At 68.0% G+C, this 23,739-nt stretch carries 23 protein-coding genes, 1 tRNA gene, 1 pseudogene and 1 riboswitch; of the genes and pseudogenes, 10 read left to right on the forward strand and 15 right to left on the reverse strand.

The annotated features are described in order from the left end of the window. Positions 1 to 16: 16 nt before the first annotated feature. Positions 17 to 994 carry a 3'-5' exonuclease gene (locus tag RIF23_RS16740; protein WP_407659498.1) on the reverse strand — a complete coding sequence of 326 codons (978 nt, stop codon included), beginning with the start codon at positions 992 to 994 and terminating at the stop codon, positions 17 to 19. Positions 995 to 1,128: 134 nt separating this feature from the next. On the opposite strand from RIF23_RS16740, the gene RIF23_RS16745 reads away from it, so the two are divergent. Then, a complete protein-coding gene (locus RIF23_RS16745; protein WP_310913513.1) occupies positions 1,129 to 2,106 on the forward strand; it encodes an asparaginase in 978 nt (325 codons plus the stop codon). 52 nt (positions 2,107 to 2,158) lie between these two features. Beyond that, positions 2,159 to 3,394 carry an NAD(P)/FAD-dependent oxidoreductase gene (locus RIF23_RS16750; RefSeq protein WP_310913514.1) on the forward strand — a complete coding sequence of 412 codons (1,236 nt, stop codon included), beginning with the start codon at positions 2,159 to 2,161 and terminating at the stop codon, positions 3,392 to 3,394. 10 nt (positions 3,395 to 3,404) lie between these two features. Here RIF23_RS16750 and RIF23_RS16755 read toward each other — a convergent pair whose 3' ends face one another. After that, positions 3,405 to 4,346, reverse strand: a complete 942-nt coding sequence (locus tag RIF23_RS16755; RefSeq protein WP_310913515.1) for a DUF4429 domain-containing protein — start codon at positions 4,344 to 4,346, stop codon at positions 3,405 to 3,407. A gap of 192 nt (positions 4,347 to 4,538) precedes the next feature. Here RIF23_RS16755 and RIF23_RS16760 point away from each other — a divergent pair, with 192 nt between their 5' ends. From RIF23_RS16760 to RIF23_RS16780, 5 genes and pseudogenes are all read left to right on the forward strand, one after another. Next, a complete protein-coding gene (locus tag RIF23_RS16760; RefSeq protein ID WP_310913516.1) occupies positions 4,539 to 5,600 on the forward strand; it encodes a 3-deoxy-7-phosphoheptulonate synthase in 1,062 nt (353 codons plus the stop codon). Between the two features lie 108 nt (positions 5,601 to 5,708). After that, positions 5,709 to 5,808, forward strand: a riboswitch (glycine riboswitch). Between the two features lie 145 nt (positions 5,809 to 5,953). Continuing rightward, on the forward strand, positions 5,954 to 7,108 hold the full coding sequence (gene gcvT, locus RIF23_RS16765; RefSeq protein WP_310913517.1) for a glycine cleavage system aminomethyltransferase GcvT: 1,155 nt from the start codon (positions 5,954 to 5,956) through the stop codon (positions 7,106 to 7,108). A gap of 65 nt (positions 7,109 to 7,173) precedes the next feature. Next, positions 7,174 to 7,554, forward strand: a complete 381-nt coding sequence (gcvH, locus tag RIF23_RS16770; protein WP_310913518.1) for a glycine cleavage system protein GcvH — start codon at positions 7,174 to 7,176, stop codon at positions 7,552 to 7,554. 5 nt (positions 7,555 to 7,559) lie between these two features. After that, the gene (locus tag RIF23_RS16775; protein WP_310913519.1) at positions 7,560 to 8,849 is read left to right on the forward strand and encodes a serine hydroxymethyltransferase; all 1,290 of its coding nucleotides are present in this window, start codon (positions 7,560 to 7,562) and stop codon (positions 8,847 to 8,849) included. Between the two features lie 161 nt (positions 8,850 to 9,010). Then, positions 9,011 to 10,416, forward strand: a pseudogene (locus tag RIF23_RS16780) (L-serine ammonia-lyase). A gap of 114 nt (positions 10,417 to 10,530) precedes the next feature. Here RIF23_RS16780 and RIF23_RS16785 read toward each other — a convergent pair. The 7 genes from RIF23_RS16785 to RIF23_RS16815 all read right to left on the reverse strand — a co-directional run bounded on the left by RIF23_RS16785 (position 10,531) and on the right by RIF23_RS16815 (position 13,596). Next, entirely contained in the window at positions 10,531 to 11,067 is a 537-nt protein-coding gene (locus RIF23_RS16785) for an Asp23/Gls24 family envelope stress response protein (RefSeq protein ID WP_310913520.1), read from the reverse strand. A gap of 75 nt (positions 11,068 to 11,142) precedes the next feature. Beyond that, the gene (locus RIF23_RS16790; RefSeq protein ID WP_310913521.1) at positions 11,143 to 11,748 is read right to left on the reverse strand and encodes a DUF6286 domain-containing protein; all 606 of its coding nucleotides are present in this window, start codon (positions 11,746 to 11,748) and stop codon (positions 11,143 to 11,145) included. A gap of 85 nt (positions 11,749 to 11,833) precedes the next feature. After that, a complete protein-coding gene (locus tag RIF23_RS16795; protein WP_310913522.1) occupies positions 11,834 to 12,217 on the reverse strand; it encodes an Asp23/Gls24 family envelope stress response protein in 384 nt (127 codons plus the stop codon). A gap of 141 nt (positions 12,218 to 12,358) precedes the next feature. Then, entirely contained in the window at positions 12,359 to 12,535 is a 177-nt protein-coding gene (locus RIF23_RS16800; RefSeq protein WP_310913661.1) for a hypothetical protein, read from the reverse strand. Beyond that, entirely contained in the window at positions 12,532 to 12,876 is a 345-nt protein-coding gene (locus tag RIF23_RS16805; protein ID WP_310913523.1) for an Asp23/Gls24 family envelope stress response protein, read from the reverse strand. Before RIF23_RS16805 ends, RIF23_RS16800 begins: the two co-directional genes overlap by 4 nt. A gap of 5 nt (positions 12,877 to 12,881) precedes the next feature. Continuing rightward, entirely contained in the window at positions 12,882 to 13,364 is a 483-nt protein-coding gene (locus tag RIF23_RS16810; RefSeq protein WP_310913524.1) for an Asp23/Gls24 family envelope stress response protein, read from the reverse strand. Positions 13,365 to 13,386: 22 nt separating this feature from the next. Beyond that, positions 13,387 to 13,596: a CsbD family protein gene (locus tag RIF23_RS16815; protein WP_310913525.1), complete on the reverse strand. Its 210-nt coding sequence runs from the start codon at positions 13,594 to 13,596 to the stop codon at positions 13,387 to 13,389. A 107-nt stretch (positions 13,597 to 13,703) separates the two neighbouring features. Between RIF23_RS16815 and RIF23_RS16820 the strand changes: the two genes are divergently transcribed. Continuing rightward, complete coding sequence (locus RIF23_RS16820; protein ID WP_407659492.1) at positions 13,704 to 14,930, forward strand: alanine racemase; 1,227 nt, start codon at positions 13,704 to 13,706, stop codon at positions 14,928 to 14,930. Between the two features lie 547 nt (positions 14,931 to 15,477). Here RIF23_RS16820 and RIF23_RS16825 read toward each other — a convergent pair. The 3 genes from RIF23_RS16825 to RIF23_RS16835 all read right to left on the reverse strand — a co-directional run bounded on the left by RIF23_RS16825 (position 15,478) and on the right by RIF23_RS16835 (position 18,120). After that, positions 15,478 to 15,810 carry a DUF3618 domain-containing protein gene (locus RIF23_RS16825; RefSeq protein WP_310913526.1) on the reverse strand — a complete coding sequence of 111 codons (333 nt, stop codon included), beginning with the start codon at positions 15,808 to 15,810 and terminating at the stop codon, positions 15,478 to 15,480. Then, complete coding sequence (locus tag RIF23_RS16830) at positions 15,811 to 16,902, reverse strand: CDP-alcohol phosphatidyltransferase family protein (protein ID WP_310913527.1); 1,092 nt, start codon at positions 16,900 to 16,902, stop codon at positions 15,811 to 15,813. A 111-nt stretch (positions 16,903 to 17,013) separates the two neighbouring features. Further along, on the reverse strand, positions 17,014 to 18,120 hold the full coding sequence (locus RIF23_RS16835; RefSeq protein ID WP_310913528.1) for a CDP-alcohol phosphatidyltransferase family protein: 1,107 nt from the start codon (positions 18,118 to 18,120) through the stop codon (positions 17,014 to 17,016). A gap of 207 nt (positions 18,121 to 18,327) precedes the next feature. On the opposite strand from RIF23_RS16835, the gene bcp reads away from it, so the two are divergent. Together bcp and RIF23_RS16845 are read left to right on the forward strand one after the other, a co-directional pair. Next, entirely contained in the window at positions 18,328 to 18,807 is a 480-nt protein-coding gene (gene bcp / locus RIF23_RS16840) for a thioredoxin-dependent thiol peroxidase (RefSeq protein ID WP_310913529.1), read from the forward strand. A 116-nt stretch (positions 18,808 to 18,923) separates the two neighbouring features. Continuing rightward, a tRNA-Leu gene (locus tag RIF23_RS16845) sits at positions 18,924 to 18,997 on the forward strand. Between the two features lie 208 nt (positions 18,998 to 19,205). Here RIF23_RS16845 and RIF23_RS16850 read toward each other — a convergent pair. The 3 genes from RIF23_RS16850 to RIF23_RS16860 all read right to left on the reverse strand — a co-directional run bounded on the left by RIF23_RS16850 (position 19,206) and on the right by RIF23_RS16860 (position 23,439). Beyond that, on the reverse strand, positions 19,206 to 20,417 hold the full coding sequence (locus RIF23_RS16850; protein WP_310913530.1) for a serine/threonine-protein kinase: 1,212 nt from the start codon (positions 20,415 to 20,417) through the stop codon (positions 19,206 to 19,208). 311 nt (positions 20,418 to 20,728) lie between these two features. Continuing rightward, positions 20,729 to 22,012: a M16 family metallopeptidase gene (locus RIF23_RS16855; RefSeq protein ID WP_310913639.1), complete on the reverse strand. Its 1,284-nt coding sequence runs from the start codon at positions 22,010 to 22,012 to the stop codon at positions 20,729 to 20,731. A 125-nt stretch (positions 22,013 to 22,137) separates the two neighbouring features. Then, on the reverse strand, positions 22,138 to 23,439 hold the full coding sequence (locus RIF23_RS16860; RefSeq protein WP_310913531.1) for a M16 family metallopeptidase: 1,302 nt from the start codon (positions 23,437 to 23,439) through the stop codon (positions 22,138 to 22,140). Between the last annotated feature and the right edge of the window lie 300 nt (positions 23,440 to 23,739).

Genomic DNA, 23,739 nt, shown 5'->3' on the forward strand with positions numbered 1-23,739 from the left:
CGGGCGGTCCGGGTACCTATCGGCCTGCCCCACGCGTAGCGGTCCAGGTGCCCAGGACCAGTGTTCCAATCGAGGCCGCCCCCACGGCCCAGCCCACAGCGGTGGTCAGCGCCACATGCCGCCGGCTCCGCGCCTGTGCCCCGGCCAGGGCCCGGGCACGCTCACTGCTACCGAACCGGCCGCCGCAGTCCTGCGGGGCCAGTTCCAAAGGTCGCCACCACGCCGGCCACCGCCGCAGATCCAGCCGCGGCGACTGCTCGGTCCCGGGGCCGGCGTACTGGCCCAGGCCGTGACCGACGCCAGCCAAGCGGGGTTTGTACCGTCCGGCTGCCGCCGCAGGCCCCACCGTGTCGGATCCACTGCGCCGCCGGCCCGGAAGTGCACCCACGTAGCTCAGTGGCCCGGGTGCGTTGTACAGCAGCTCCGCCAGGAGGTGCGCCGTGGCCCGGGCGTCTCCCAACGCGGTGTGCTGGCCACTGGGCCAGCGCCCGGACAGGGCATAACTGGCGCGGGGCAGGGAATAGCGCGGAAGATCCAGGTGGGCCCGCAGGGCCCGCAGCGTGCATAGCCCGGGCATCCCGGGTGGCAGCCCGACCGGAACGAACTCCGCGGCAAGGAACTGTTCCTCGAAGGCGAGATTGTGCCCGACGATCACGGCCCCGGACATGAGGCGGGTGAGCTCCCCAACCAGGTCTTCGGGCCTGGGCGCACCACGCACGTCGGCGTCGCCGATTCCGTGAAACTCGCGCCCCGTAACCGGAGCCCGGGGATCCACCAGCGTGGCGAACTCCTCCACCACCGTTCCGTCCCCACGCAGTCGAACCACCGCGATCTCACACACCCGCGCACCGGCGGTCACATCCAGGCCGGTGGTCTCCACATCCACAACCGCATACTCCAGGGCTCGTGGATGGTGACCGGCACTACTGCGCCGCAGCCACCCGTCGTGTAACACCGGGGGCCGGGCCTGGGGCCGTGCTGCTCGCTGGTTCACCACAGCCCCGAACCCTACCGCTCGTCTGCGGCCACACCGCGTATGCTCACGCGTGGTGCGATCCGCATGGGCTGCGAGCACAGCCGCGCGGTGACCATCCACCACCGGCCCCAGTCTGAGGAGGAACATCCCGCATGCCCAGCAGCGCGTGCCCCCCGTACGTACCGCTCGTGGAGGCGGTCCGCTCCGGATTCCAGGAGAGCGTGCACTACGGCGCCGTCGTCGGCCTCTCCGCCTCCGGAGAGCTGGCCTACGCCCGCGGGCCGGTGGGCTCACCCATGCTGCCGCGCTCCTCGGCGAAACCCCTCCAGGCCCTGACGGTCCTGCGTGCCGGCGCACAGCTCACCGGCGCCGAGATCGCCATCGCCGCGGGCAGCCACTCCGGCCAGGACCTGCACGTCCACCGGGTCCGGGCAACCCTGGCCGCGGCCGGGCTCTCCCCGGCGGATCTTCGGTGCCCCGCAGACTGGCCGCTGGACGCGAGCACCCGCGACGCGCTGGTCTGTTCCGGTGAGCCCCGCTCCCGGGAACGCATGAACTGCTCGGGTAAACACGCGGCCATGCTGGCTGCGTGCGTATCCCAGGGATGGCCCACCGAGAGCTACCTCTCCCCCGACCATCCCCTCCAACGAATGGTGCGCACCACTCTGGAGGAACTCTGCGGTGAACCCGTGTCCCACACCACCGTGGACGGCTGCGGCGCTCCGCAGTTGGCGGTCTCGCTGGCCGGGCTCGCGCGCGGCATCCACGCCCTCACCGCGGGCACCGGCGACTCCCATCGGCATGCCGTGGTCACGGCGATGCGCGACTATCCCCAGTACGTCGCGGGTCCCGGCCGGCACGACACCGTCCTGATGCAGGCGGTTCCGGGACTGATCTCCAAGCAGGGAGCAGACGGAGTCATGGTCGTGGCCGCTGCCACCGGCGAGACCGTCGCCGTGAAGATCAGCGACGGCGACCAGGGTCTGCGCGCCCGGACCGTGGCCGCACTGGCCGCTCTCGCCGAGATCACCGACCTGGACCTGTCCGCAGGCCCGGTCGAGGAACTGCGCACCGGTACCGTGCTCGGTGGCGGCCAGCCGGTCGGCGTGGTGCGCCCCGTGTCCGGGTGAGCGGCCTCGACCGCAATCGGCTCCCAACCCACGGAAAGGTGTCGTGGTCCGTGTGACTCAATCCCCGAGTGGTAGCGGTGCCCGCGAACCGGACGGCATCGTCATCGTCGGCGCCGGCGTGGCCGGGCTCAGCACGGCGGAGGAGCTGCGCGACCGCGGATACACCGGTCCGCTCGTCCTCGTGGGCGAGGAACGACACCCCCCCTATGACCGCCCGCCACTGTCGAAGGAGTACCTGACCGGCGATCCGGCGCACACGCGCGTGGCACTCCGCGACAACAGCGACCTCGCCGCACTGCGGTTGGATCTCCGGCTCGGCCGGCAGGCCCGGGCGCTGGACCCCGCGCACCGCCTGCTCACATTGGACGACGGCTCCACAGTGCGCTACCACGGGCTCGTCATCGCCACCGGCGCCCGGGCCCGCAGACCAGCAACGAACCTCGCCGGGGTCCACACGCTGCGCGGTCTCGACGACGCGGACGCCATCCGTCGTGCGTTCGCCACGCATGACCGTGTGGTCGTGGTCGGGGCCGGGTTCATCGGCACCGAAGTCGCTGCCAGTGCACGGCACCTGGGACTCGACGTCACCCTCGTGGACGCGGCCGACACCCCGATGGCTGGCCCGCTGCACCCGCGCCTTGGGGAGATCGTGGCCGACATCCACCGAGAGCACGGCGTTGCACTACGGCTGGGTGCCGGCGTGGCCGGATTCGAGGGTGCCGAGCGGGTGGAGCGTGTCCTCCTCAGTGACGGAAGCACGGTCGATACTCCACTCGTGGTCGCTGGCCTGGGGGTGGCCCCGGACACGGAATGGTTGGCCGGTTCCGGGATCGAGCTGGTTCCCGGGGCAGGCGATGTTTCCTGCGATATGTTCTGCGCCACCTCGGCACCGAACGTGTACGCGGTCGGGGACGTGGCGAACTGGCCACATCCACACTTCGGTCGGTTGCGGCTGGAGCACTGGACCAACGCCCGCGAGCAGGCCGCCGTTGTGGCACACAATCTGCTGGCTTCCCCCGAGAACCAGCAGGTCTACGCACCGGTGCCATACGTCTGGTCCGACCAGTACGGGATGAAGTTCCAACTGCTGGGTCAGGCCGCGCCCGCCGACGACGTGGAGATCGTGCACGGGTCACCGGATGAGCGGAAGTTCGTGGCCTTCCTCGGCCGCGAGGGTCGACTCACCGGCATCCTGGGCCTACGGTCCACCCCGAAGGTGATGCGCTACCGCCGCCTGCTCACCGAATCCACTTCCTGGACGGAGGCCCTGGCCGCGGCCGGACGATAGCCCGGGCCGGTCACAGCCGATCCAACAGTTGGGCTTTCTTGGCGGCGAACTCCTCGTCGGTGAGGATGCCCTCCGCGTGCAGCTGGGCCAGCTGGCGGATCCGTTCGTAGATCACCGCACTCGCGGAGTCGGCACTGTCCTGGGAGGACTCCAGCTCAGGCGCCTCGCGTGCGGCGGCTACGGCACCACTGCCCCGAGTGTGCGGCGCCGCCGGGCTGGCCAGAGCCCAGTGGTAGGCGCGAATCGTCGCCGCCAGCAGCAGTGTCGCCGCACCCTCCGCACCCTCGTCGCAGAGCAGGCAGGTGACATCGTGTTTGGGCTTGGTCGGGGGGCCCTCCCGGGCCGTACCACCGGCGCCCGAGAGAATCCGAAGATGTCCCCACTCCCAGCCATCCGAGGGCACCCATTCGACATCGCGGATATCCGACAGGGCGAACTCCCGGCGCTGTTCGCGCTTCTTGCGTCCGCTGGCCTCGGACCCGGCCCACACGAATCGCACCGTGGCGCCATCGAACGACCCCGTCCCCTCTGAGGTCTGGATGTGGACCGGCAACGCCGGGACAAGATTGGTGGCGACGGCGGGATCCGCTGGCGGCGCCGCTTCCGCACCATCGGCGACACCCGCCGCGAAGGCGATCTGGTCAGCGTAGTACTCGGCGACCAGCTCCTGCTTATGGCTGCCGGTGAGTCGGAACGGCTGAGATGACTCACTCAACTGAGCGCCCACCGCCGTGTAGGGGTCCGCCCCCTCCCGCAGCCGCAGCGCCATGGCCCACGGTTTCCGACGCCCGGTCCCGACCCGGAAGTCCACCGCCGCCACCGCCTCGACCGGGACCGTACAGCTTCCCAGCTCCTGAAGCAGCTCGTCCTTGAACCAGCCAGTGTGGTAGCGAATGCGGATCTCGGAGCCGTCAAACCGCCAGGTGGCCTGGTGTCCACGCAGTTCGTCCATCGCCACTCATCCTAGATGCGCGGAATACCGCGGGTTGCGCCTCGCGGGACATCCCCCAAGGTCCCGCGGCCGGTCGCCGCGGCCCCGAAGCACCGGCTGCGTGCCCTACGACACACGTCTTCGCCTCGGTGCCACACCGGCCCGCGCACCGGCTAGGGTGCGTTCGGGCAGGAAAACCGAGGGAGGGCACACATGTCTCGCACGAACGACACCCGTGTGGTGAGCTACCAGCCACTGGTATCGCCTGCCGACATACTCGCGGAACTTCCCATGGGACCGGAACCGACCGCGCTGGTCGAGGAGTCCCGTACGGCGGTCACCCGGGTCCTGTCGGGAGAGGACGACCGGCTGCTGGTGGTGGTTGGCCCCTGTTCCGTGCACGATCCCGCCTCGGCGCTCGACTACGCCCGGCGACTGGCCGAGCTCGCCCCGCGCCTGCGTCCCGAACTGTGCCTGGTGATGCGGGTCTACTTCGAGAAACCACGCACCACCCTGGGTTGGAAGGGCCTGATCAACGATCCTGGTCTGGACGACAGCTACGACGTCCACCGCGGGCTGCGAACCGCCCGCAAGCTCCTGCTGGACATCGGCTCGCTGGGCTTGCCTGCCGGCACCGAGTTCCTGGACCCGATCACCCCGCAGTACATCGCGGACGCCGTCACCTGGGGAGCTATCGGGGCCCGTACCACCGAAAGCCAGGTGCACCGTCAACTGGGCAGCGGCCTGAGCATGCCGGTGGGCTACAAGAACGGCACTGACGGGGATATCCAGGTGGCCGTGGACGCCTGCCGGGCCTCGGCTGGCGCACACACCTTCTTCGGGGTGGATCCGGCGGGTTCGGGGGCCGTGGTCACGACCAGCGGCAACCCGGACTGCCACGTCATCCTGCGTGGTGGCCGCTCCGGCCCCAACTTCGACGCCACGAACGTCGCGGCGACACTCGATCTGATTGCAGGGGCCGGGCTACCGCGGCGGGTCATGATCGACGCGAGTCACGCCAACAGCGGTAAGGACCACCTCCGCCAGCCCGGTGTCGTCGCCGACATCGGCGCGCAGATCGCCGGCGGGGAGAGCGGCATCGTCGGGGTGATGCTGGAGAGCTTCCTCGAAGCCGGGAACCAGCCGCTTGTCGATCCGGGCTCCCTCACCTACGGGCAGAGCATCACCGACAAGTGCATGGCCTGGGACACCACGGAAGAGGTCCTGGACGAACTGGCCGAGTCCGTTCGGGAACGTCGCAAGAACCGCGGCTGAGGCATCCGCGTTCATACCCGACCGGGCAGGCGTGCGCCGCATCGCCGCCTCGCCATCCCGGCCTTCCCGTGGCGCCACAGGAGGCACTGCTAGGCTGGGTCGTGTCACTGACCCCGCACGGGAGAGTGTCCCCGCAGCCAGCGCGGACCGCCGAAGGAGCAATTCCTCCCCAGAGAACCTCTCAGGCGTCGCGGACCGTGCGGGTGAGACCACTCTGGAAAGTAGGGGCAACGCTGCCCCTCGCCGAAGGTGCAAGTCGCCGGTCCCGGACCGGCGGCGAAGCTCTCAGGCACAGATGACAGAGGGGGAGGCCGGCAACGCCGTGCCCGACGGCCGTCCTCTCAGGAGTGCCCATGACCGAGACCAGCACCGACGCCGCCCCACCGCGGCATACTCCCCTCCACGAGACCCACGAGCGGCTCCAGGCCACCATGGTTGACTTCGCCGGGTGGTTGATGCCGCTGCGCTACGGCAGCGAGACCAGTGAACACCAGGCCGTTCGCGAAGCCGCCGGCCTCTTCGACCTGTCCCACATGGGCGAGCTCCGGGTGCGCGGCCCCCAGGCCGGCGAGGCCCTGGACTATGCCCTGGTGGGTCACCTGTCCGCCGTCACCCCGGGGCGGGCCCGCTACACCATGATGACCGATACCCAGGGGGGCGTGGTGGACGACGTGATCGTCTACCGCCTCGCCGAGGACGAGTACCTCGTCGTGGCCAACGCCGCGAACCGGGACGTGGTGGAGGCCGCACTGCGCGAACGTGTGGCCCGATTCGACGCCGAGATGACCGACCTCTCGTCCGACTACGCCCTGATCGCGCTCCAGGGGCCACGGGCCGTGGAGATCCTACGCCCCCATACCGACGCCGATCTGGACAGCCTCAAGTACTACGCAGGCCATCCGGCCACCGTCGCCGGACATCCCGCGATGCTGGCGCGCACGGGCTACACCGGCGAGGACGGGTTCGAGATCTTCCTGTACTCCACAACGGACCTCCCCCGCGTCGCCACCGAGGTCTGGGAGGCGCTCAGCGAGACCGGTCAGGCCCATGGTCTGATCCCCGCCGGCCTGTCCGCGCGGGACACGCTGCGTCTGGAAGCCGGGATGCCACTGTACGGTCACGAGCTGTCCACCGAGCTGACCCCGTTCGAGGCGGGGCTCGGACGCGTGGTGAAACTGGAGAAGCCCAGCGACTTCGTGGGACGCTCGGCGTTGGCCGCCCGCGCGGAGGAGGGGCCGCGGCGTAGACTCGTGGGGCTGGTTGGCCGTGGCCGACGGGTACCCCGAGAGGGGTACGCGGTACTGCGCGACGGCCAGCAGGTTGGTGTCGTCACCAGCGGAGCGCCCTCCCCCGCGGTGGGGCGTCCCATCGCCATGGCCTACGTCGATCCGGCGTCGGCCGAGGTGGCTGGCACGGCGGAGGGGAACGACTCCTTCGCCGTGGACGTGCGGGGACGGGCCGAGGCCGTTGACGTCGTCCAGTTGCCGTTCTACAAGCGTCCCCGATAGCTGGGGCACCGCCACGAACGGCGGTTCAGCCCACAGATTTTCGACAGACTTTCCTGGAGAGTGGAATGAGCGTTCCCGCAGAGCTGAGCTACACGAGCGAACACGAGTGGGTGGCGATCGCCGACGGCGTCGCCACGGTCGGCATCACGGCCTACGCGGCGGAGGCTCTCGGCGACATTGTTTACGTCGAGGCTCCCGAGGTCGGGGTGACCGTCACCGCCGGGGAAACCTGCGGCGAGGTCGAATCCACCAAGTCGGTCAGTGACATCTACGCCCCGGTGAACGGAGAGATTGTCGCCGTCAACCAGGCCCTGTCCGACGACCCCGAGATCGTCGGTAGCGACCCCTACGGGCAGGGATGGCTGTTCAAGGTGGATCTGTCCGAGGAGCCGACCGACCTGCTGTCCCCGGAGCAGTACACGCAGCTCACCGAAGGAGAGAGTTAAACCGCATGGTTGCCAACCATCCCCAGCAGCAGCCCGACCTCTTCAACCTGCCCCTCGATCAGGCGGACCCGGAGGTGGCCGCAGCCGTCGACGCCGAGTTGGCGCGACAGCGCGACACCCTGGAGATGATCGCCTCGGAGAACTTCGCTCCGCAGGCGGTGCTCGAGGCGCAGGGCTCGGTACTGACCAACAAGTACGCCGAGGGCTACCCGGGGAAGCGTTACTACGGTGGCTGCGAACACGTCGACGTGATCGAGCAGCTGGCCATCGACCGGGCCAAGGCCCTGTTCGGGGCGGAGCACGTCAACGTGCAGCCGCACTCCGGCGCAAGCGCGAACACAGCGGTGTACTTTGCGCTCCTCCAGCCGGGTGACACCATCCTCGGCCTGGATCTCGCGCACGGGGGACACCTCACCCACGGGATGAAGCTGAACTACTCCGGCAAGATCCTGAACGCCGTGGCCTACCATGTCCGCCCCTCGGACGGCCTCGTTGACTACGACGAAGTCGAACGCCTGGCCAAGGAGCATCAGCCTCGGATGATCGTCGCGGGATGGTCCGCCTACCCGCGTCAGCTGGATTTCGCGCGGTTCCGCCGCATCGCTGACTCGGTCGGCGCGCTGCTGCTCGTGGACATGGCCCACTTCGCGGGTCTGGTCGCGGCCGGGGAGCACCCCAACCCGGTACCCCACGCCGACATCGTGACCACAACAACCCACAAGACCCTGGGTGGTCCGCGGGCCGGCCTCATCCTCGCCAAGGAGGAGTACGGCAAGAAGATCAACTCTGCGGTGTTCCCCGGCATGCAGGGCGGCCCGTTGGAGCATGCGATCGCGGGTAAGGCCGTGGCGCTGAAGTTCGCGGCGAGTGAGGCCTTCGCCGAACGGCAGCGGCGCACCGTCTCCGGGGCGCAACGCATCGCCGAACGCCTGGGACAGGCCGATGCGGTGCAGGCCGGAATCAGTGTGCTCAGCGGTGGCACCGATGTGCATCTCGTCCTCGTCGACCTGCGCAATGCCGAGCTGGACGGGCAGCAGGCCGAGGACCGGCTGCACGAGATCGGGATCACGGTCAACCGCAACGCGGTACCGAACGATCCCCGCCCGCCGATGGTGACCTCCGGGCTTCGGATCGGCACACCAGCGCTGGCCACCCGTGGCTTCGGTGACGAAGACTTCGCCGAGGTCGCGGACATCATCGCGCTCGCGCTTCAGCCCAGCTACGATGCCGCCGCCCTGCGGCAGCGTGTGCAGGGCCTGGCGCGGAAACACCCGCTGTATCCGGGGCTGAGCTAAGCCGTTCGGGGCCGTGGCCGTGTCACTGTGTCACTGTGTCACTGTGTCACTGCGTGCCTGCGTCACGGGGCACGGCCACACCTCCCCTCCAGCCCCGACGACCCGGGGCCCGCACCGGGCCTCATCCAACCAGGGGCGTATGTACGGAAGGGAGGAACCGCATGGCCATCAGTGTTTTCGACCTGTTCAAGGTCGGTATCGGCCCCTCGAGTTCACACACCGTGGGGCCAATGCGCGCGGCGGCCAGGTTCGTCGACACGGTTGTCGAGTCGAACCTGGCCGCCGGCACCCAGCAGCTACACGTCGACCTGTACGGATCCCTGGCGCTCACCGGCAGGGGGCACGGCACGGACCGCGCGATCGTCCTGGGGCTGCTGGGTGAGATGCCCGAGAAGGTCGACGTGGAACGGGTGGACGCGCTGGTGGCCCGGGTTCGCGCCGAGTCCCGGATCCCGCTGGGCCCTGACCGGCACGCCCGATTTTCCCCCGAGCAGGACCTGGAGTTCCACCGCGCACAGACCCTTTCCGGGCATCCCAACGGCATGCGCTTCGTCGCCCGGGACGCCGACGGTGTCGACCTCCTGGAGCGGGTGTACTTCTCGGTGGGCGGCGGCTTCGTCGTCGACGAGGACGCGGTGGGGGCGGACCGCATCGGGGTCGAGGACACCCCGCTTCCCTACCCGTTCGCCAGTGCGGCGGAGCTACTTGGACACTGTCGGGAAACCGGAAGCTCGATCAGTAGCCTCGTCCTGGCCAACGAGCTGGCCTTCGGCCGCAGCAGGGCGCAGGTGCACACGGAGTTGTTGGAGATCTGGCGGGTCATGCGGGCCTGTGTACGCCGCGGCGTGACCACCGAGGGCACCCTGCCGGGCGGGCTGCGGGTTCCCCGTCGCGCCCCTCGGCTGTACCGGCAGTTGGGGGCCGCTGTGACACCGAAGGGCTCTGCCCTCCCCCCAGTACGGAACCTGACGCCATGGGCGCGACCGATTGGGTCAATCTCTACGCCCTGGCGGTCAACGAGGAGAACGCGGCGGGAGGACGTGTGGTGACTGCCCCAACCAACGGGGCGGCCGGTATCGTTCCGGCAGTACTGCACTACTACCTGCACTTTGGACGTGGAGCCTCGACCGAGGGTGTACTGCGCTTCCTGTTGACGGCGGGAGCCGTTGGGATCCTCTACAAGGAGAACGCCTCGATCTCGGGCGCCGAGGTGGGCTGCCAGGGAGAGGTGGGTTCGGCGTCGTCCATGGCAGCGGCCGGACTCGCGGAAGCACTGGGGGGAACTCCGGCACAGGTGGAGCATGCCGCCGAGATCGCGATGGAGCACAACCTGGGGCTCACCTGTGATCCGATCGGGGGCCTGGTTCAGGTCCCCTGTATCGAACGCAACGCCCTGGCCTCGGTCAAGGCGGTCAACGCGTGCCGCATGGCCCTGCGCGACGACGGCAGCCACATGGTGTCCCTGGACACGGTTATCGCCACCATGCGCGACACCGGCCGGGACATGCTCGACAAGTACAAGGAGACGAGCCGCGGCGGTCTCGCCGTCAACGTCATCGAGTGCTGAACCGGTGAGGGAACACGTTGGATCGCAGGTGCCCCGGATCGTGTCCCCACCGAAAAGACGTGCCGGCGAAGGCTCCCCCCAGAGACCTTCGCCGGCACGTGTCCATTATGGACTCTAAACCAACTCCCGTTCCTGCGACGGTGCGGCCATCGAAATCCGGACGACCGTGGGCAGGTGCTCCAGCTCCAGGGCGGACCGCAGCCGCTCGACCGCCTGCTGCCGGACCTGCCGCCAGAAGGCGGCGACATCGGTGTCGTCACCGAGTGTCACGTCCAGCCGCAGGTGTGGTTCACGCACAGACGTCGTTACCCGTGCGCGGGCCCGACGTACGCCCTGATAACCAGAAACCTCGTCCACAACCACATCCTGGACCGCGCGTGCGGGCATTCCGGACCGTCCATCCGGTCCGGGCCCGCTCCCCGGGCCCGTGGTTCCGGGTTCCAGCCGCAGCCGCCCAACGGTGTCGGTGCGACTTTGGATGTACATCCATCTTAACCCAAGCAGGCCGATGACCAGCACAACAGCCAAAGTGGCCCCCAGCACCCACGGCTGTGCCACATAGCTCTCCACCGCGGCACGGTCCCAGATCAGCGCCTGTGGAGCCAGGCGCCACCCGAGGGTCAGCGCACCACCTCCGGTGACCAAAAGCACCACTCCGAGTGCGCCCAATCTCCACCGGTTCCCCCGTGCGGGCGACCGGCCCCGCCGTCCCCGACTCATCAGCCCTCACGCCTTCGCGTAGCGCACGTTCGTGCGAACTTTGAGGTCGCGCAGTGGCGCCAGTTCGGACAGGCGGCGCCGGACCTCCGTCTCCACCTGGGTGGGCAACGTCCCTGGCTCGCCCAGATCAGTGTGCACCCGAACCGTAATGCTGCGTCGCCCCAGACGAACCCGGGCCCGACGCACCCCGTCCACATCCTCGGCGGCACTCGACAACGCCCGCCGTAGGGCCGCTGGCGAGATCCCCACCACCAGGTCCGGATCATCCGTGCGCAGTGGTAGCCAGCGGCTCCGCCCGGGAAGCACCGCCAGCGAGATCAGGACCAAGCCGATACCTGCCAGCACGGCTGAGGCAACCCGGACCGAGGGGTCGCTCCATCGCGCCCCCTCCGCGTAACTCGCTGCCTGCTGGTACGGCAGCATCCGCAACGGGCTGCCTACGAGGGCCGAAATAACCTCGGCCGCCGCCACCGCGGCCACCAGGACCAGGACGGCTCCAGCCAGAAACGCGGGCCAGGAACGGCGCGGTCGAAACGTACGGACCGCCGTCCGACGGGCACGTTGGGAGGCCAACGGATCTGGTGGGGCAAGCGCGTGGTCTACCGTTGTCATTTCTCCTGCCTCGCTTCCTGGCCGTCGCGTCCGCCCTGGACACAGGCGTAACCGAGCACACCGTCGGTTGCGCCCTGGGACACGGTCACCGCAGTGAACGGTCCCGTTCGAGTCGCGTGACCTCGATATCCACACGCCGGACGCTCAACCCGGTGAGTTCCTGCACCCGGTCGCGCACATGGCCCCGGACCTGCCCCACCGCATGGCGCAGCGGCACGGGGTAGGCAAGTGCCAACCGCAGCCACACCGTCACGACGTTGCCGCTGAGACGGACCCGGACCCCCGCGGCCTGCCCGTCCCGCAGCCGACCGAGAAACCCCGCCAGCTCACGGGACTCGGCGCGTTCGGCCACGGCCTGGCGCGCGACCTTGGCCACCACCCGTTCTCGAATCGTGGTTGTCCCCCGGCCCGCGGGATCAACCTCGCGCTGTCGCGGCACCGTCGCCGCGGGCAGCGTCGTCACGTTCATCGAACCTCCCAGCCGCTGCCACGGCGGTGTCGTGGCACCACGTCGGTGCGGCACCTCCGCACCGACGCGCGCCGCGACGCCCCACAGCGATCCCGTTTCCTCCGGCGCACACCGTGGTCACCTCTCCGGGTGTTCACGTGCTCAGTCCCTGCGGGTGAACAGTGCCGCGAGATCGACCTCGCCTTCGAAGGCGCGCCCCGCGAGAAATCCCGCCACCCCCAGCACCAGCACCAGGAGGAACGCACCGAACCCCCCGAAACCCGCGGCGAGTCCCAGCACCGTCCCGAACCCAAGCCCGGCGATCGGCCACACAGTCATCCCTCCCTGGAATCTGGCCCGTTACCCGCGGGCGATTCGACGACGAGATCGACGAAGGACACGTGCACCTCCCGTCCGGGCACCAGCGGCCGTACCGCACGTCGCAGCTCCGTGGCTGTCGCGGGAAGTGGTGGACCGTATCGAGCCACCACTCCGAGCTCGACCGAGTCCTCCCGGAGCAGCACCCCGGGGATCGTCCCGCCGACAACAGGAGTGACGAGGGTGCCGAACGGGCCTGTGGACAGCCCGACCACCCCCGGGCACTCCCGCACCCGGTCAGCCACTCTCTGTGCGGTGTCGGCGGGGGACGTCGTAACTTCCGCGTCCACCTCGTCGTGCACCGGGGTCACTCCACCCGGGATTCACTCGCGGGAGCGGAGCTCTCCCCGTCCTCGTCCGGAAGATGTATGTCGCCGACGGTGATGTTCACCTCGGTCACTTCCAACCCGGTCATTCGCTCCACCCCGGTGATGACGTTGCGACGGACCGCGGCCGCGAGATCGGGGATGGAAACCCCATACTCCACGACGACCTCGATGTCGACCGCCGCCTGGCGCTCGCCCACCTCAACCGTCACACCCTGCGCGACATTGCTGGTCGCACCGGGAATCCGCTCTCGAACCGCGCCGAAGGCACGCGCGGTACCGCCGCCCATCCGAAAGACACCACCCACCTCCCGCGCCGTCATCCCCGCGATCTTGGCGACGACGTGGTCCGCGATCGAGGTTCGGCCGGTCGACGTGACGAGCTCCTTGCCCTCGCCCGTCCCGGAGCCTGATGCGGTGTCCCGGGCGCTGGGCACCTTGGCGGCGGTCTTGGTTTCAGTCATCGGTCCCCCTGCGGTTCGGGTCCTACCGGTTGAAGGTGTCTTTGATCCGGTCGGCCGCCTCGTTCGCCTTCTCCTTGACGCTCTCCTTGGCATCCTCGGCGACCTCGGCGGCCTTGGCCTTGGCCTGGTCGACCTTGCCCTCCTGCTCGAGGTCGTCGTCTCCAGTGACCTTGCCCGCGGCCTCCTTGGCCTTGCCCGAAAGGTCCTCGAACTTGCGTTCCGCATCGCTCATGATCAACCTCCTTCACTACGTATTGTAACCACTAAGTAGCTAAAAGTAACTGAACGATGCGCGATTCCTCCACAGAGTCCCCTGGGCGCTGCGAACATGGCTGTGCCATGCTCACCACCATGACCCGCATATCCCAACTCCACGCCCTCAACACGGCGACATCCCACCTCACCGCTCCGTTCGCCACCGTGGACCGAACCGCTTTCCGCGCAAACGCCACAGCCCTGGCCGAGCAGGCGAGCCACGTACCCATTCGGGTCGCCAGCAAATCCGTGCGCTGCCGGGAGCTACTCCGCCACGTGCTGGCACAACCGGGATTCTCCGGCGTGCTGGCCTTCACGCTCCCGGAAGCGTTGTGGCTCGCCTCCACCGACGTGAGCAACGACATCGTCGTCGCCTACCCGACCACGGACACAACCGCAATCGAACGCCTGGCCAACGACCCGGCCATCCGAAACGCGGTCACCCTCATGGTGGACGACGTACGTCACCTCGACCTCATCGCGGCAGCCGCCCCCGCCCCAGCCGAGCCGATCCGCGTATGCATCGACATCGACGCGAGCTGGCAGCCCCTCGGTCCCCGCCTGCGACTCGGCGCACACCGCTCGCCGATCCGTACCCCGGAACACGCCACAGCCCTCGCTCGGGACATCAACCGACGCCCCCAGGTCCAGCTCGAGGGCGTCATGGCCTACGAAGCCCAGATCGCCGGGGTCGGCGACGCCCCGGCCGGACGGCCGCTGACCGGGCTACTCATCCGCGAACTGCAACGGCGGTCCCGACGGGAACTCGCCCGACGACGCGCCGCGATCATCGCAGCCATCCGTGAGGTTGCGCCCCTGCGCTTCGTCAACGGTGGAGGAACCGGCAGCGTGAGCACGACCAGCCGCGAACCCGCAATCACCGAACTCGCCGCCGGCTCCGGCCTGTACCAGCCCGCCCTGTTCGACCACTACCGAGACACCGTCTGCCAAGCTGCGGCGATGTTCGCGCTCCCGGTCACGCGCCGGCCCGCCCCCGGTATGGTCACTCTCCTCGGCGGAGGATATCCCGCCTCGGGAGCACCGGGCAGGGACCGCCTCCCCGTACCGCACATGCCGGACCACCTTCACTACACCGCCATGGAAGGCGCGGGCGAAGTACAGACCCCGATGTGGGGCACGGCAGCCAGCCACCTGACCATCGGAGACCGGGTCTGGCTCCGCCACGCCAAGGCCGGTGAACTGTGCGAACGGTTCAACGAGCTACACCTTGTCGACACCGCGGCGGACGGCACCCGCTCCGTGGTGGACACGGTCCCCACCTATCGGGGCGAAGGTCACGCCTTCCTGTGAACCGCCCGCACCCGTTACGCTCCGCCGTGCCCGGCGTCGATGCACACCAGGTCGTGGTTTTGGAGTGTCTGTGGGGTGGGACGCTGCTCGGGCCGGCTCGGTGGGCGTGGTCGCAGGCCGGGAACTCTCTCCGGAGGCCGCATGGGGGCTGTCGGCTGCGCTGATGCGCGCCGATCCGCCCAGGCGAGGCCCGAGGGATGCGCCCGCGTCCGGAACTCCCCGGGGGAACATGCGGGTGACGGTGATTGGTTGCCCGCACGCGCCGTCTCGGCCGCCGACGGCGTCCCGCCACGGGGGTCACCGGTGGTGTCCTGTTCCGGGGCGCTCCCCCGCACGACGGTCAACGGGGTGTGGGTAGCGGTGGCCGTGGCACGCATCCCGCTACCCGGGGGAGCGTTTTCCGGCACAGCGGCCAACGGGACCGGGGACGGGGTGAACGTCGCCAGGCCGGGCCCAACCTCGTTCCCAACTCCACGAAGCAGGCCTTAGCGGACGCGGGAACCAACCGGGCCCGGTCCTCGCCCGCACCGTGTCGAGCTGGCCCCGCTCAATCGAGCGGACGCCGATCCATCCGGCGGCGACGGAGCCACAGCACGACACCCACCGTCACCACCACGCCGGCGCCGACCCCCAACAGCACCGCCTCCCGCGGCACCTCGGCCGAATCCTCGGAGGTGTCCACGTTCCGCGAGCTCGCGCGGGCACTGCCATCCAGCAGCTGCGATCCGAGATCGCGTAGCTGCTGAACGCCCTTTCGGGCCACATTCGCGGGACGGGTGCGTTCGGCAACCTCGTGCAGCGTGGCGTCCAACCGACCACGCGTCTCCTCAAACTCCCGTGCCTTCTCGGCCAGTTCCCGCGCGGCGCCGCCACGTGCCATCTAGCTGCTTCCCTCCGCCAATCGCAGTCCCGCCTGCGGGGCACGTCCGAACGTCAACGCACCCTCGATGCCGTCCACCACCCGGAAGAAGTCCTGGGTGGACAGCCACAGTTTATAGACAATCGCTATCTCGAACGCGAGCAACGCCACCCCGACCGGCACCGTTACCCAGATGATGGCCGGGCTGCTGAACATGCCGACCAGGGGGGCCACCACGAAAACTGCCATCTGAAACTCGATCCCACTCACCAGGTGGGTGCGCACACGGCGGGCTCGCAGGAAATCCCAGTAACGCTGATACCACGGGAACCGACTACGGAACTGAAGGTGCAGGTCGACCTTTGGCAACCGCAGGTCCGGCTCCTTACCCGCCTCCCGGCCGACCTCGGCCTCACGCTCGTTCTGCGCCCGCAGCAGTCCCTCCAACACCGAGATTCCATGCCGCAACACCGCCTGCTCGCCCGAGTCGCTCATCGTGGGCTGCTCGGTGCTTTGGGTGTCCTCCTGAGCGGACTGTGAAAAGCGCTGTTCCTTCCCGCCACGCCCCGGCTCCAGCATCGTGAGGGTCGCTCGTGCGCGTTCCAGGGCCGCCGCGAGGTAGGAACGCATCTCGCGCCGCACCTTGTACACCTGAAGCGCGTTCAGGTACCGGAGCATGTCACAGAAGACGACCGCCAGGGCAAGCCAGACAAACACCACATTGCCCGTCTCCGCGTACTGGCCGCCCATCAACGCGATGGCACACACCAGCACCCGGAACCGGTCGAAGACATAGTCCATCCAGCCGCCGAACAGTGTCTCCTGATCGGTCAGCCGGGCCAGCTTGCCGTCCATACAGTCGACAAGAAAGCACAACGCATAAAGCAGGGCGCCTGCCAGGAGAAACGGCCAGGATGCCCACGCGAAGCACGCCGCCGCGCCCAAGCCCAGAAGCAGGGCCGCCACGGTCAACTGGTTCGGTGTAACCGAGGTACGGTTCGCGGTGACCCGAACGAGCGGCACCGCAAGCGGATCCACCAGCCATACGGTCCACCAGGAGTCTCGCCCTCGACATGCACGCTCATGAACGTCGCGCGTCGTGAAATTGGACATCGCTGGTGTGCTCTCCGCCCTCCGGTCCCGACGTTACAGTCAACGACCCCGGTGTGGTTCTCCAAAGCGTAGGGGATAACAGCACCCGCTCGAACCGGAATCGGACGATTCCTACCCAACCGTGACGGCGTCGTCCTCCGCGGGCCCCGATTCCGTTCTCGCCTCCAGTTGCGACCTCAGCTGGAGGACCTGGTCGTCGATCTGTCCGAGCACAACACCGAACCGGCGGGTCGACAACCAGAGCTTGTAGATCAGCGCGATCTCGAAGGCCAGCAGGAAGATCCCACACAGTGCGATCGTCACCAACATTCCGGTCAGGGAAAACGCCCCGACCAGGGGAGCGATGATGAAGACGCCCATCGTGAACTCGATCCCACTGAACAGGTGGGAACGGATGCGGTACTGGTGCAGCGCGGACCGCAACCGGGTGTACCACGGAAACCGACGGTGAAACCCCTCCTGGAGCTCGGTGGCCTGAACATCGCGCGCCTGACGACGTGCCACCTGGGCCGGGGTCAGTTCGACCGCCTCGTCCAGGCCGTCCTCGCCCCCCTCATCCGGAGACTCCCGGGTGAACTGCTCGGCCTCCCGGACATCCTGTGCTTCCTGCTCGGTCTGCGTGGAGCGGGCCGTCGTCTCGGCGTCGTCGGACGGATCAACAGGCTCCCCAGTGGGTCCCAGGGACTCCCGCAGCTCGTACAGCTCCTTCAACGAACGCGTCATCTTGGTCCGCATCGCCGTACGAACCTTGGCCAGCTGTGGCCCGTTGAGGTAGCGGAACATCTCAACCGCGATGACCCCCACGGCGAACCACAGGAACACCGGATTGCCAGTAGCTGCGAACTGGCCCCCCAACAGGGCGGCGGCACACACCACATCCCGGATGCGGTCGAACAGGAAGTCCAGCCACATCCCGAAGACGGAACCGGTGCCCTTGAGCCGGGCCACCTTCCCGTCCATACAGTCCACGATGAAGCTGGCATGGAACAGGAGCGCGCCCACCACCAGCCATCCGGGGCTGGCCGTCGCGAAGCAGGCTGCCGCGGCCAAGCCCAACAGCGCAGCCATGACCGTCAACTGGTTCGGTGTGATCGAGGTGCGGTTCGCGGTCACCGTGACGAGACGTGCCGCCACCGGATCCACCAACAGGACCGTCCACCAGGCGTCCCTGCGCTTATAGGTCTGTTCTCGAACATCGTCCAGTGTGAAAGCTGGCATAGGTAACGGACTCCTCGTCGTTCGAGACCCTCGGCGACACACGGCATTCGACAGCCCCACAGGACAGCGCTACCAACCAGGTGCGGGCGGCCTCGAACGCCGGACACTACGCTGGAGAAAGCCAGAGCGCCCCATCGCAGCGGATCCGAGATACGCCTACCGAGGATACAGTGACCATCCGCCTGCTCCGACCAGTCTGGAGGACATATGACCCCAACAGTCAGACTTAGCCCGAAAGACCCCGCACCCGACTTCACGCTATCCGACTCCACGGGAAAACCCACGACCCTCAGCACTGTCCTGACCGAGAACGACCGGGTCGTCCTCTACTTCTATCCCAAGGCGATGACGCCCGGGTGCACCACCGAGGCATGTGACTTCCGCGACAATCTCACCGAACTCAACCAGGCCGGACTGGCTGTGCTGGGCATCTCCCCGGACACCACCGACCGCCTGGCCAGATTCCGGGACGAGCACCACCTCACCTTTCCACTCCTCAGCGATCCCGACCGCCAGGTGATGCGGTCCTACGGAGCCTACGGCCAAAAGAAGAGCTATGGCCGCCTCGTCGAAGGGGTCATCCGCTCCACTTTCGTCATCGCCGGCGACCAGACCATCGAACACGCCATGTACAACGTGAAAGCCACCGGGCACGTGGGCCGGCTACTCCGAGAGCTGAAACTCTAGCCCGGCCAATCATCCACCGAGCGGCGCCGCGCGTTACCCCACAGCCACGCGCGGCACCCGCGCCACGGTCCTGCACCGCACCCACCCCAGGAACCGCTAGGATGTCCACCGGACGCGGGGCCGTAGCCCAACAGGCAGAGGCACACGGTTTAGGTCCGTGCCAGTGCGGGTTCGAATCCCGCCGGCCCCACCCATCGCGCACACCTCGCGTGCTTTCCAGGCTTGTCCCGGTGTGCCGGCCGAGGTGAGGCACTGAGGCACCCTGAGGCCGAAGTTCACCTTGGGATGCGGTTCGTGTCCCTTTCGGCCACCATCCCACGGGACAGTGGTGTCCGGTGTCCGGGGCTGCACGGCCCGGGCCGGCCATGGAGCCCCGGACGTGGTTCGGAAGGCGTGCTTCAGGACACCAGCAGTCCGACCACCATGGTCAGCAGCAGCAGGAGGCTCAGGGCCACAACGGCGATCACGCCCCGCCGGTGCCGGGTACGATGCTTGCCCGAGCTGGTTAACCCCAGCGAGTCCGTGGAGTCACGGATCGAGCTCAACAAGGGATTCACCGCCTCCGGACGACGCTCATGGCTTCCGCGGTACAACGCTGAGGACACCGAGGACTGCACCGAATCGGACAGCGAGGACACTGACTCCTGCACCGAGGTGGTGAACTGGGTCGCGCTCGCACGCCACACGTCGCGCTGACCGTCGTTACCGCTCGTCCCCGCGTCGGCAGCACCGGAGTCATCAGCTCCGTGAACATCGTCCGGATCCTGCCCGTCCTCGGACTCCAACACGGACGTCGCGGGTGCGAGCGCGGCGATCCGCAGCATCTTCGCCGCGTTCTGTGCGGTGAGTCGATCCTCCGGATCCGGGCGCAGTAGCCCCTCCAACAGGGGGCGCAGCGGACCCGCACTGCTCGCTGGTGGCGGATCGTCCAGCTCCTCACCACGCAGGATCGCGATGTAGCCCTTGCGGTCATAGGGCGGATGCCCCTCCACCGCCGTGTACAACGTCGCCCCGAGGGACCAGAGGTCCGAGGCAGACCCCACGGTCCCGGCACGTGCCCGTTCCGGCGGAATGTAGTGCGGCGACCCGATGATGCGCCCGGAATTGGTGAGCGAGGACTCCCCACTCCAGACCGCCAGCCCGAAATCAGTGAGGACCACCCGGCCGTCCTCACTGATCATCACGTTCTCCGGTTTGACGTCACGATGGACGATGCTCTGCTCATGCGCGGTCTGGAGGGCACTGATCAACTGGAGCCCGATCTCGGCCACCCGCTGATGCGGCAACGGGCCCGCCACCTCGATGATCTCGGCCAGGGTCCGGGCAACCACCAGCTCCATGACGATCCACGGGCGTCCGTCCTCGTTCACAACGTCATAGATCTCCACGACGTTGTAGTGGGTGAGCTGGGCGGCAACCCGCGCCTCCTGAGTCGTCCGACTCAACAGGGACACGCGCTCCGCCTCACTCACATCCCCGGGGAGACGCAGCTCCTTGACCGCGACCTCGCGGTCGAGGACGAGATCCGTGGCTCGCCACACGATCCCGACCCCACCTCGGGCGAGCTGGGCCGTCAGTTGATAGCGGCCCGCCAGCACCCGTTCGTCCACATCGGCCTCCGCTTGCCTAGGACGCACGACGCCGAGCGACGACGGCCGCTCCTGCTGGGTTCTCTCTGTGGAGGACACGACGGCTACACGGACAGGGTCACGTCACAGGCCACCTGACCTCCTACATACTCATGCGGTGGAGGAAGCCCCCGTCCGCACAACGGATCCAGACAATCGGTTATACCACCGGGAACGCCTCGAACGAAAAAAAGTTGCACGATCACAGTCCGATAGGTTCGTTCTCGTTATGCGTGGAACACCGCACCCCATGCCGACGCTTTCCCCACAGTTGTGCAACCTTGACCGGGGAACTACTCCCAGTAGGTCTCCGCTTGCCGAACCGTGACCTGGCCCACGCCCGTCTCGGTGAGTGCATCCGTGAGTGCCTCGGCGTCCCCCGCCACGACCACCACGGCCTCGTCCGGCCGCAGGAGCTCCTGTGCTGCCGTGTGGAGGTCCTCGGCCGTGAGGGCCTCGAACCCCGCGCGCAACCGATCCACATGATCCTCGGGGAGGTCGTGCACCACCATCTCCACCAGAGCGCTGGAGATGGCCCAGGAGGTGGAGTACTGCACGGGCAGGCCAACTGTGTTCGAGTCCCGAACGGCCACAAGCTCGTCCTCGGTGACTCCGTCTCGACGGAGTCGCTCGATCTCGTCGAAGATGACCGAGATCGACTCGGCAGTGGTCGGCGTGTCCACCTCGGTGTTCGCCATCAGGACCCCGCCGTCCCGCCGCAGGTCGAACCGGCAGTGGGCCCCGTAGGTGTAGCCACGACGTTCCCGGAGCTCCATGTTCAGACGCGATCCGAACATTCCTCCGAGTACACTGCTCACGCCCTCGGCGCGGGGCAGATCGACGTCCCGCCGGGAGGGAGCCTGCGTCGCCAGGACCAGGGCCGACTGGACCGCACCGGGACGGTCCAACACCACGACCCGGGGGAGCGGCCCGGGTGTCGGTTCGGGTGCAACCGACCGTGGCTGCACACTGCCGGATGTTCCGGTGAACACTGCCTTGCCGATTGCTTCCACGTCGATCGTGGAGAGATCTCCGACCACGATCAACGTCCCCGCAACCCCGGCAATCGCGGCAGCGTGGAACTGGGAGACGGCCTCGGGGGTCAGTGCCTGGATCCCGGAGGGTCCCCCGCCGAGTGGGGTGGCGTAGCGTCCGGTGAACAGCTGCGGACCAACCGCCCGCCCCGCCAGTGTCCGCGGCACGGACATGTCCACCCAGAAGCGTTCGACAAGCTGCTCCTGGCGGCGTTGCACATCCTCGGGCCGCAGGGCCGGAGTCCGCACCGCCTCGGCGAACAGGGACGTGGCGTCGGGCAGCCGACCGACGGGAGCGTCGACACCCGTGACGAAGCTGTCCCAGGTCACTCCGGATGTCCACTCGGCACCGTGCTTCTCCAGCTCCGGCGCCAGGGAACTGTTTCCGTGGATACCGTCTTCGAGTACCTCACTGGTGAGTTTGGCGACGCCCACCTGGTCCGACCGTTCGGAGACACCCCCAGCGGGATGTACCAGTCGGAGGGAGGCATAGGACTGTCCGGGAAGATCGACCGCGATGATTTCGCCGCCGGCCACCCGCATCCGCTGTGGCGTGGGGAAGGTGTAGGACTCTGGGGGCCCGAGGACCGGGCGGGAGGGTCGGGTACTCAAGCGCTGTTCCTCTGTCTCGTGGTGGGCTCGCGTCCGGTGGAACTTGGGGAGAACCTCTACTGCTCCGCGTCCTCAGCCTCCGGCTCGAAACGCAGAATCAGCCGGTTCTCGTCGGTCAACAGGCGTCGCGCTGCGGCCGCGACCTCATCGGGGGTGATGTCCGCCCAGCGACTCGGCCACGTGAGCGCCGCTCCCGGATCATCGAACAGCTGTGCGCAGCTTCCCAGTGAGTCCGCGAGGCCGCTGGGCGAGGCCAGAGTTTGCAAATGGTCCCGCTCCAACACTGCGCGTGCCCGTTCCAGCTCGTCCGCGTCCACGCCTTCGGCCAGTTGCGCGATCTCTTCCAGTATCGCGGCTTCCAGCTGGTCACCGGAGACACCTTCCCGAGCCATCATGGTCACCAGTGCCAGGCTGGGGGTGTAGCGGAACGGCAACACCAGTGCGTCGGTACCACCGGTGTCCATGGCCAACTCCCGCTCAACGACGAGACGGCGGTACAGACGGCTGCCCTGGCCCTCACCCAGGACCGCCATGGCCATGTGCATAACGTCGAACTCCCGGCTCCCGTAGGGGCCGACCCGGTGGCCGAGATACAGCCGCGGGGCGGGACAGGGTTCGGTGACGGTCTCGCGCACCGGGCCACCGATAGGCCCGTCAAGGGTGGCATCGGGAGCAGCGGCGACCTCACTACGCCGTGGGATGGATCCGAAATACGTCTCCACCCGCTCGTGCACGTCGGACGGATCCAGACTGCTGACCACCGTCAACACCAGGTTGTCCGGTCCGTAGTGCCGCTCGTGGAAGGACAGGACATAGTTCAGGTCCGCCGCGTCCAGATCTTCCATCGAACCGATCGTTGGGTGATGGTAGGGATGCCCCTCGGGGTAGGCCAGGCGCAGGATCCTCTCCAGAGCCGTGCCGTAGGGCATGTTGTCGTAGCGCTGCCGGCGCTCGTTCTTGACGACATCCCGCTGGTTGTCCAGGACCTCCTGAGTCATACCCTCCCGGAGGGTGGCGAGCCGGTCCGCTTCCAACCACAATGCCAGGTCAAGTGCGTGTTGGGGGACGGTCTCGTAATAGTTGGTGCGATCCGTGGAGGTGGAGGCGTTCATCTCACCACCGAGCCGCTCGATCGCCTCGAAGTGCTCACCCTTGGCGACACTTCCACTTCCCTGGAACATCAGATGTTCGAACAGGTGGGCGAACCCGGTCCGTCCCGGAACCTCGTGCCGGGAACCCACCCCGTACCACAGGTTCACCGCCGCCACCTGGCCCGTGGAAGCCGGGGCCGTCACCAGCCGGAGACCGTTGTCCAGCGTGTAGCAACGGAGGCTGTCCGTCGCGCCGTTCGTGCTCACCAGTGCCTGCACCCTTCCCTTGCTGATGTGGCGAAACCCTGGAGTCGAGCCTACTTGTCCCCTACGAGTGGCCAGGACCGGCATTGGGGCGCACACAGACATCCGGATGCGGCGGCGCGCAGGACTGCGCAGAACCAAACAGGACTACCAGGACTGCACAGAGCTCACAGAGCCACGAAGAGCTACACAGCGCCCTGGTGTTTCCACAGACTGTCTGCACAGTGCAGCCACGGGACGCGATTCTGGGACAGCGGGACGCGATAGCGCGGGCCGCAGGCCACAGCCGCCCTGATCTCCTCG

Source organism: Lipingzhangella rawalii (genome assembly GCF_031628175.1).
GTDB classification, from domain to species: Bacteria; Actinomycetota; Actinomycetes; order Streptosporangiales; family Streptosporangiaceae; genus Lipingzhangella_A; species Lipingzhangella_A rawalii.

Coding starts and splice junctions, on each gene's coding strand:
- RIF23_RS16790 (WP_310913521.1), bottom strand. CDS start 11,748: ATGACAACGGTAGACCACGCGCTTGCCCCACCAGATCCGTTGGCCTCC.
- gcvT (WP_310913517.1), top strand. CDS start 5,954: ATGACCGAGACCAGCACCGACGCCGCCCCACCGCGGCATACTCCCCTC.
- RIF23_RS16835 (WP_310913528.1), bottom strand. CDS start 18,120: ATGCCAGCTTTCACACTGGACGATGTTCGAGAACAGACCTATAAGCGC.
- RIF23_RS16830 (WP_310913527.1), bottom strand. CDS start 16,902: ATGTCCAATTTCACGACGCGCGACGTTCATGAGCGTGCATGTCGAGGG.
- RIF23_RS16800 (WP_310913661.1), bottom strand. CDS start 12,535: ATGACTGTGTGGCCGATCGCCGGGCTTGGGTTCGGGACGGTGCTGGGA.
- gcvH (WP_310913518.1), top strand. CDS start 7,174: ATGAGCGTTCCCGCAGAGCTGAGCTACACGAGCGAACACGAGTGGGTG.
- RIF23_RS16775 (WP_310913519.1), top strand. CDS start 7,560: ATGGTTGCCAACCATCCCCAGCAGCAGCCCGACCTCTTCAACCTGCCC.
- RIF23_RS16855 (WP_310913639.1), bottom strand. CDS start 22,012: ATGCGGGTGGCCGGCGGCGAAATCATCGCGGTCGATCTTCCCGGACAG.
- RIF23_RS16795 (WP_310913522.1), bottom strand. CDS start 12,217: ATGAACGTGACGACGCTGCCCGCGGCGACGGTGCCGCGACAGCGCGAG.
- bcp (WP_310913529.1), top strand. CDS start 18,328: ATGACCCCAACAGTCAGACTTAGCCCGAAAGACCCCGCACCCGACTTC.
- RIF23_RS16755 (WP_310913515.1), bottom strand. CDS start 4,346: ATGGACGAACTGCGTGGACACCAGGCCACCTGGCGGTTTGACGGCTCC.
- RIF23_RS16815 (WP_310913525.1), bottom strand. CDS start 13,596: ATGAGCGATGCGGAACGCAAGTTCGAGGACCTTTCGGGCAAGGCCAAG.
- RIF23_RS16760 (WP_310913516.1), top strand. CDS start 4,539: ATGTCTCGCACGAACGACACCCGTGTGGTGAGCTACCAGCCACTGGTA.
- RIF23_RS16810 (WP_310913524.1), bottom strand. CDS start 13,364: ATGACTGAAACCAAGACCGCCGCCAAGGTGCCCAGCGCCCGGGACACC.
- RIF23_RS16825 (WP_310913526.1), bottom strand. CDS start 15,810: ATGGCACGTGGCGGCGCCGCGCGGGAACTGGCCGAGAAGGCACGGGAG.
- RIF23_RS16745 (WP_310913513.1), top strand. CDS start 1,129: ATGCCCAGCAGCGCGTGCCCCCCGTACGTACCGCTCGTGGAGGCGGTC.
- RIF23_RS16820 (WP_407659492.1), top strand. CDS start 13,704: ATGCTCACCACCATGACCCGCATATCCCAACTCCACGCCCTCAACACG.